Annotated in this window: 5 protein-coding genes; 1 reads left to right on the top strand and 4 read right to left on the bottom strand. The window is 72.4% G+C overall.

The features are described from left to right. Positions 1–253: 253 nt before the first annotated feature. Positions 254–844, bottom strand: coding sequence for a YqgE/AlgH family protein (locus IH45_RS0135340; protein WP_030678349.1), 591 nt, complete (start codon positions 842–844; stop codon positions 254–256). A 298-nt stretch (positions 845–1,142) separates the two neighbouring features. On the opposite strand from IH45_RS0135340, the gene murA reads away from it, so the two are divergent. Beyond that, positions 1,143–2,489, top strand: a complete 1,347-nt coding sequence (gene murA, locus IH45_RS0135335) for a UDP-N-acetylglucosamine 1-carboxyvinyltransferase (RefSeq protein ID WP_030678347.1) — start codon at positions 1,143–1,145, stop codon at positions 2,487–2,489. Between the two features lie 396 nt (positions 2,490–2,885). Here the strand turns inward: murA and IH45_RS0135330 are convergent, their stop codons facing one another. The 3 genes from IH45_RS0135330 to IH45_RS0135320 form a co-directional block, all read right to left on the bottom strand. Then, entirely contained in the window at positions 2,886–3,167 is a 282-nt protein-coding gene (locus tag IH45_RS0135330) for an HU family DNA-binding protein (RefSeq protein WP_004571953.1), read from the bottom strand. Positions 3,168–3,472: 305 nt separating this feature from the next. Then, positions 3,473–4,906 (bottom strand): NAD-dependent malic enzyme, encoded by a 1,434-nt coding sequence (locus tag IH45_RS0135325; protein ID WP_030678345.1) that lies wholly within the window; start codon positions 4,904–4,906, stop codon positions 3,473–3,475. Positions 4,907–5,452: 546 nt separating this feature from the next. Then, entirely contained in the window at positions 5,453–7,882 is a 2,430-nt protein-coding gene (locus IH45_RS0135320; RefSeq protein ID WP_030678343.1) for a HelD family protein, read from the bottom strand. Positions 7,883–7,913 lie beyond the last annotated feature (31 nt).

Raw genomic sequence — 7,913 nt, 5'->3', positions numbered from 1 at the left:
GAACGGGAGCTGGGAGGCGAGGGGGCGGGGGCGCGGGCCCAAGGGGGCGGGGGCGCGAGCCCCAAGGGGGCGGGGCCCGGGCAAACCGGGCCGCCCTATAGGCCGCGCGGCACATCCCCCCAGCGGGGGCTTACCCAGGGGGTGGCCGCACGGAACCCCCGCCCCAGCCCCCCGTGGCGGCCCGTCAGTTCACGATCGGCTCGGCCGTCACTTCACAGCCACCCCAACCGCCACCCCACAGCCAACCCAACCGTCAATTCAGCGACGGGTCGTCCGGATACGTAGCCACCATCGCCAATTCGTTTCGCTGGCGTCTCAGGACCGCTCGCCAGAGCTGTTCCGGGTCCGGGGAGGAGACGTCGCCCGGTTCGGACTCGACGACGTACCAGGCGCCCTCGACCAGTTCCTCTTCCAGCTGGCCGGGGCCCCAGCCTGCGTAGCCGGCGAAGATGCGCAGGCTGCCGAGGACCGTGGAGAGGAGTTCCGGGGGCGCTTCCAGGTCGACCAGGCCGATCGCCCCGTGCACCCGGCGCCAGCCCAGCGGCCCGTCGCCGCCCGGCACGCTCTCCGGTGCTTCCGGGCCGCCCGGGACCACGGCCACACCGAGGGCCGAGTCCAGGGAGACCGGGCCGCCCTGGAAGACCACGCCGGGCTCGCCGGCCAGGGACGCCCACGGTTCGAGGATGTCGCCGACGCCCACGGGCGTCGGGCGGTTGAGGACCACGCCGAGGGACCCCTCCTCGTCGTGGTCGAGCAGGAGCACCACCGCGCGGTCGAAGTTCGGGTCGGCGAGCGCCGGTGTGGCGACGAGCAGCCGCCCGGTGAGCGAGGACACCTCGGTCATGGGGACATGATCCCGCACATCGCACCGCGGCGGGGAGTCAACAGCGGGACCCGCACGAGAGCAGCGCAGGGCGTACGACGGCAGCCCCGGCGCACGGTTCCGCGCCACGGACGGCACACCGGGACACACCCGTACGGACCATCCCGAATGTCGATTACAGAACAAAGGCGGACGGTAGCGCAGGGTGTTGTGACAAAGCCATTACATGCCCCGGACCCGCTCCGGCCTACGGGCAACCCCTCCGGCGCGCTTACCATTTCCCCTTGGCCCCCTGTCCGTCTCCAGGAACGCGAGATCCATGACCGTCTCTACCGACGACGTACTGCTTGTCCACGGCGGCACCCCGCTGGAGGGCGAGATCCGGGTTCGCGGCGCGAAGAACCTCGTGCCCAAGGCCATGGTCGCCGCCCTGCTCGGCAGCAGCCCGAGCAGACTGCGCAATGTGCCCGACATCCGCGACGTACGCGTCGTACGCGGCCTGCTGCAGCTGCACGGCGTCACGGTCCGCCCGGGCGACGAGGCGGGCGAGCTCATCCTCGACCCGTCGCACGTGGAGAGCGCCAATGTCGCGGACATCGACGCGCACGCCGGGTCCTCGCGCATCCCGATCCTCTTCTGCGGCCCGCTGCTGCACCGCCTCGGCCACGCCTTCATCCCGGGCCTGGGCGGCTGTGACATCGGCGGCCGACCGGTCGACTTCCACTTCGACGTGCTGCGCCAGTTCGGCGCGACCATCGAGAAGCGGGCGGACGGCCAGTATCTGGAGGCCCCGCAGCGGCTGCGCGGCTGCAAGATCCGCCTGCCGTACCCGTCCGTCGGCTCGACCGAGCAGGTGCTGCTGACCGCCGTCCTGGCGGAGGGCGTCACCGAGCTGTCGAACGCGGCCGTGGAGCCGGAGATCGAGGACCTGATCTGCGTACTGCAGAAGATGGGCGCGATCATCTCCATGGACACCGACCGGACCATCCGGATCACCGGTGTCGACAAGCTCGGCGGCTACAACCACCGCGCCCTCCCGGACCGCCTGGAGGCGGCCTCCTGGGCGTCCGCGGCGCTGGCCACCGAGGGCAACATCTACGTGCGCGGCGCGCAGCAGCGCTCGATGATGACCTTCCTGAACACCTACCGGAAGGTCGGCGGCGCCTTCGAGATCGACGACGAGGGCATCCGCTTCTGGCACCCGGGCGGCTCGCTGGACGCGATCGCCCTGGAGACCGACGTGCACCCCGGTTTCCAGACCGACTGGCAGCAGCCGCTGGTGGTCGCCCTGACGCAGGCGTCCGGCCTGTCCATCGTCCACGAGACGGTCTACGAGTCCCGGCTCGGCTTCACCTCGGCGCTGAACCAGATGGGCGCGCACATCCAGCTGTACCGCGAGTGCCTGGGCGGCAGCGCCTGCCGCTTCGGGCAGCGCAACTTCCTGCACTCGGCCGTGGTCTCCGGGCCGACCAAGCTGCAGGGCGCCGACCTGGTCATCCCCGACCTGCGCGGCGGCTTCTCGTACCTGATCGCCGCCCTCGCGGCGCAGGGCACCTCGCGCGTGCACGGCATCGACCTGATCAACCGGGGCTACGAGAACTTCATGGAGAAGCTCGTGAGCCTGGGGGCGCACGTGGAGCTGCCGAACGGGGCGGCCGGCGCCTGACGGGCGCACCGTACGGCGCAGGACGCAAGGGGCGGCCACCCACCGGGGTGGCCGCCCTTTCGTGCTCCGCGCACCGATCAGCGAGGGTTCGCCCGTTTGCTTGGGCGAATGGTTGAATCCGTGCCTTTCGGTGGGGTTTCGCCAGCCACCCCGGCCCCGGCGCGTTGCGGTTGCGATGCTCACACCGCCCCTGCACGGCCCATCCGTCCCCCACGTAAGCCCTGAACGCCCTCTACGGCCCTGTAGAGCGACAGGTGGCGCAAGGGCCCCTCAGGCCCCGCTTGCGGCCCCCTGGGGCCCGCCGCGGGCTGCGGGAACGACAGCGGGCGGCCGTTCCCCCGGGGGGAACGGCCGCCCGCACGCCTGTGGCGACCGGGGCCCTGCGGCCCCAGCGGCTTACTTGCCCTTGGCGGCTTCCTTGAGCTTCGAGCCCGCGGAGACCTTCACGCTGTAGCCGGCCGGGATCTGGATCGGGTCGCCGGTCTGCGGGTTGCGCGCGGTGCGAGCGGCACGGTGGGTGCGCTCGAAGGTCAGGAAGCCGGGGATGGTGACCTTCTCGTCGCCCTTGGCGACGACCTCGCCGACGGTCTCGGCGAGCGCGGCCAGAACGGCGTCGGCGTCCTTGCGGGTCACCTCGGCGCGGTCGGCCAGAGCGGCCACCAGCTCACTGCGGTTCATGTTTGTACTCCCGTGTTCTTCTTGCCAATGAGGCGTGAGATCGAAGCCGATGCTGCCAGGGCCCTTGGACGGTGCCCGGACCCGGGTCTGCTGACAGACCCTCGCGCCCGGGTACGCATCCTGCCCCCACCTGCGGCGGTAAAGCCAATCCGGCACCCAGGAGGGTCACACGAAAAGCGCCACTGCCTCATAGTGGTGACGTCCCGCACCGTGCCTCACCGGGCCGGCCCGCAGGGCGGCGACCGTTTGCTGCCCGCCACCCTATGGGGGCCCAACAGGCCCGGTGGCACGCGACGCGCCGGGCGTCAGGCCGTCGTGGCGGCCGTCACAGCCTCCCCGGCGGCCTTCGCGGCCTCCTTCACCGCACCGGCCACCGCGCCCGCGACCTTCTCGTTGAAGACGCTGGGGATGATGTAGTTGGCGTTGCGCTCGTCGTCGAGGACGACGTCCGCGAGGGCACCGGCCGCGGCCAGCATCATGTCCGTGTTCACCGTACGGGACTGGGCGTCCAGCAGGCCGCGGAAGACGCCCGGGAAGACCAGCACGTTGTTGATCTGGTTCGGGAAGTCGGAGCGGCCGGTGGCCACGACGGTGGCGGTCTGCCGCGCGATCGCGGGGTCCACCTCGGGGTCCGGGTTGGCGAGTGCGAACACGATCGCGCCCTTGGCCATCTTGGCGACATCGTCGCCGTCGAGGACGTTGGGCGCCGAGACGCCGATGAACACGTCGGCGCCGACGATGGCCTGCTTGAGGGTGCCGGTCTCACCCTCCGGGTTGGTGTTGTCGGCGATCCAGCGCAGCGGCGAGTCGGGGTCGGCGTCGACCAGGTCCGCGCGGCCCGCGTGCACCACGCCGTGGATGTCGGCGACGACGGCGTGCCGGACGCCGGCCGCGATCAGCAGCTTGAGGATGGCCGTGCCGGCGGCCCCGGCGCCGGACATCACGACCCGGACGTCCTCGGTCTTCTTGCCCACCACGCGCAGCGCGTTGGTCAGCGCGGCGAGCACCACGATGGCGGTGCCGTGCTGGTCGTCGTGGAAGACCGGGATGTCCAGGGCCTCGCGCAGCCGGGCCTCGATCTCGAAGCAGCGGGGCGCGGAGATGTCCTCCAGGTTGATGCCCGCGAAGCCGGGGGCGATGGCCTTGACGATCTCCACGATCGCGTCGGTGTCCTGGGTGTCCAGGCACAGCGGCCAGGCGTCGATGCCGGCGAAGCGCTTGAAGAGGGCCGCCTTGCCCTCCATGACGGGCAGCGCGGCCTTGGGGCCGATGTTGCCCAGGCCCAGCACGGCGGAGCCGTCGGTGACGACCGCGACGCTGTTGCGCTTGATGGTCAGGCGGCGGGCGTCGTCGGGGTTGTTCGCGATGGCCTGGCAGACCCGGGCGACGCCGGGGGTGTAGACCATGGACAGGTCGTCACGGTTGCGGATCGGGTGCTTGGACTGCATCTCGATCTTGCCGCCGAGGTGCATCAGGAACGTACGGTCGGAGACCTTGCCGAGCGCGACGCCCTCGATGCCGCGCAGCTTCTCGACGATCTCGTCCGCGTGGGCGGTGGAGGTCGCGGCGATGGTGACGTCGATACGGAGCTTTTCGTGGCCGGAGGCGGTCACATCGAGGCCGGTGACGGAGCCGCCCGAGGACTCCACGGCCGTGGTGAGCTGGCTGACCGCCGTACCGCTCGCGGGAACCTCCAGCCGCACCGTCATCGAATACGAGACGCTAGGCGCCGTTGCCATGGCCGACTTCCTCTGCTTTCCCTTGTTTCTCTCTGCGCGCCGCTCCGGGGTCCGCGGCGGGACCGGGCCGGAGCGCGAGGACCGATCGTCCCACCTACCAGCCGGTACACGGTAACCAGCCCGCGTTTCCGGAAAGGTTCTTCCACATTACGAGAGAACCTCGGCGGGCGGAAGACCCGGCCGCCAACCGCGGATGAACGGTGCGCGAACCCCCGCGGCGCCGGTGCGCCAACGGCGACCGCCCTGGCGCGCCAACGGCGACGGGCGCCTTCCGAAGTGCTCGGAAGGCGCCCGTCGGGGTGCTTCAGTGACACCGACCCGCCATGCTCGCCTCGCGGCAAGTGGTCGCTCGTAGCGACTATGGTTGGGCCCGGGGGCTTGGATCGGGCCGGTGCCACCACCAAGGCTAACAAACCATCCCTGGAAGCGAATCCCGTCCCGCCACCTTCTTTCCCGGCGGCGCGGGACTCCCCCGCCCGGCCCTGCGGGACTCCCCCGGCCGGCCCTGCGGGACTCCCCCGCCCGGCCCCGCGGGATGTCCGCCGGTCAGTCCCTCAGCAGGTCCGGCACCCCGTCCCCGTCCGGCTCGTCCCGCGCGCCGGACAGTACGGTCAGCTGCTGGGTGGCCCGGGTCAGCGCCACGTACAGCACCCGCAGCCCGGCCGGCGACTCGTCGGCGATCTCGGCGGGCGAGACCACCAGTGTCGCGTCGTATTCCAGGCCCTTGGCCTCCAGCGAGCCCAGCGCCACCACCCGGTCGCCCAGCCCCTCCAGCCAGCGGCGGGCCTCCGCGCGGCGGTTCATCGCCACCACGACGCCGACCGTGCCGTCCACCTCGTCCAGCAGCAGCCGCGCCGCGTCCCGTACGGAACCGGCCAGGTCGGCGGGGTCGGCGACCACGAAGCGCGGCGTCAGGCCCGTGGAGCGGACCGCCTCCGGCGCCGTCATGCCCGGCATCGCCAGCGCCAGCACGCGTGCGGCCAGCTCCGCGATCTCCGCCGGGTTGCGGTAGTTGACGGTGAGGGTGAAGCGGCGGCGGGGGCGGGTGCCCAGCGCCTCGTCGCGGGCGACGGCGGCCTCGTCCGGGTCGGACCAGGACGACTGCGCCGGGTCGCCGACCACCGTCCAGGTCGCGTGCCGGCCGCGGCGGCCGACCATCCGCCACTGCATGGGGGTCAGGTCCTGCGCCTCGTCGACGATGACGTGGGCGTAGTCCGCGCGCTCCTCCTCCAGGCGCTCGCGGCGGCTGCGCCCCCCGCCGGACATGCGGTCGGCGTACGTGCTCAGCTCCTCCAGGCCGGTGAGCTGGTCCAGCGGGTCGGCCTCGCGCGGCTTGGCGGGCCGCGCCGGGGTGCCGAGGATCAGCTGCAGCTCGTCCAGCAACGCCACGTCGTGCACCGACAGCGGCCCCTGGCCCTTCGCGTCCAGGCGGCCGAGGGAGCGGGCCAGCCGGCGCGCCTCGCGCTGGTTGAGCACCCGGCGCGACCAGCGGCCGAGCCGGCGTTCGTCGGCCATGGCGGCCAGGACGCCGCGCGGGGTCAGCTCCGGCCACCACGCGTCCAAAAAGTCCTGGAAGCCGTCCTCGGTGGTGATGTCCTCGTCGAACGCCTGGCGGGCCTCGGCGGCCAGTTCGGGGTCCGTGTAGCGCTTGGGGCCGCCGGACTTGCTCCACAGGGCGTCCAGGATGAGGCGGCGGGCGCGCGGGCGCAGCAGGTTGACGGGCGCGGTGCCGCCGAGGGCGGACTGCCGGATGCGGTGCAGCTCGTTGGCGTCCAGTTCGATACGGGCACCGAAGACGACCACCCGCAGCCGGTCCGGCGGGCCCGCGGGGGCCGCCTGCGTGGACTCCTCGTCCTCCTCGCCGAAGGCGAGCTGGCCGTCGGCCGGCGCGGTGTCGGCGGCCCCCGCGGACGCCGTCCCGGCCATTTCCAGGGCCCCGCGCGCCGCCTTGCGCAGCAGTTTCTGCATCCGGCTGGAACCCTTGATGCGGGCCACGGCCGGGGAGTCGTATGCGGTGGCTTCGGCACCGTCCACCAAGGAGCCCAGCGCCCGGATGGCGACCTGGCCCTCCTCGCCGAGGGACGGCAGGACGCCTTCGGTGTACGCGACGAGCAGCGGCGTCGGGGAGACGATGAGGATGCCGCCCGCGTAGCGGCGGCGGTCCTGGTAGAGGAGGTAGGCGGCGCGGTGCAGCGCCACCGCGGTCTTGCCGGTGCCGGGGCCGCCCTCGACCTCCGTGACGGAGGCGGCGGGGGCCCGGATGACCATGTCCTGCTCGGCCTGGATGGAGGCGACGATGTCGCGCATCGTGTGGCTGCGGGCCCGGCCCAGCGCGGCCATCAGCGCGCCGTCGCCGACCGCGGGCAGCTCCGCTCCGTTCAGCGTCGCGGTGATCTCCGGGCGCATCAGGTCGTCCTCGACGCCCAGGACGCGGCGGCCCTTGGAGCGGATGACCCGGCGGCGTACGACCCGGCCGGGAGCCACCGGGGTGGCCCGGTAGAAGGGGGCGGCGGCGGGCGCGCGCCAGTCGATGACCAGCGGGCTGTAGTCGGCGTCCAGCACGCCGAGGCGGCCGATGTGCAGGGTCTCGGCGATCTCCGCGCGGCCGTCGGTGACCGCGCCGTCGGCGGGCTCGACCGAGGTGTACGCGCCGTCCGGGCCCTTCTTGCCGTCCTTGCCGAGGAGCAGGTCGATCCGGCCGAAGAGGAAGTCCTCGTACTCGGAGTTGAGGCGGTTCAGGTGGGCGCCGGCCTGGAAGACCTGGGCGTCCCGCTCGGCGAGCGCGCCGGGCGTGCCGACCTGGCCGCGTTTGGCGGCGTCGTCCATGAGGAACTCGGCCTCGTGGATCTTCTCCTCAAGACGCTGGTAGACGCGGTCGAGGTGTTCCTGTTCGGACGCGATCTCGCGGTCGCGGATGCTGTCCGGCAGGGCGTCGTCGACGGAGTCCGGCGCGTGCGTGGCATTCTGCGCGGCCACCCAGGCCCCCTTCTTCTGTGCGTAGGGCAGC

The sequence above is a fragment of the Streptomyces rimosus subsp. rimosus genome (genome assembly GCF_000720725.1).
Lineage (GTDB): Bacteria > Actinomycetota > Actinomycetes > Streptomycetales > Streptomycetaceae > Streptomyces > Streptomyces rimosus_A.
Note: the sequence above shows the minus strand (reverse complement) of the source record. Positions and strands in the feature narration are given on the sequence as shown.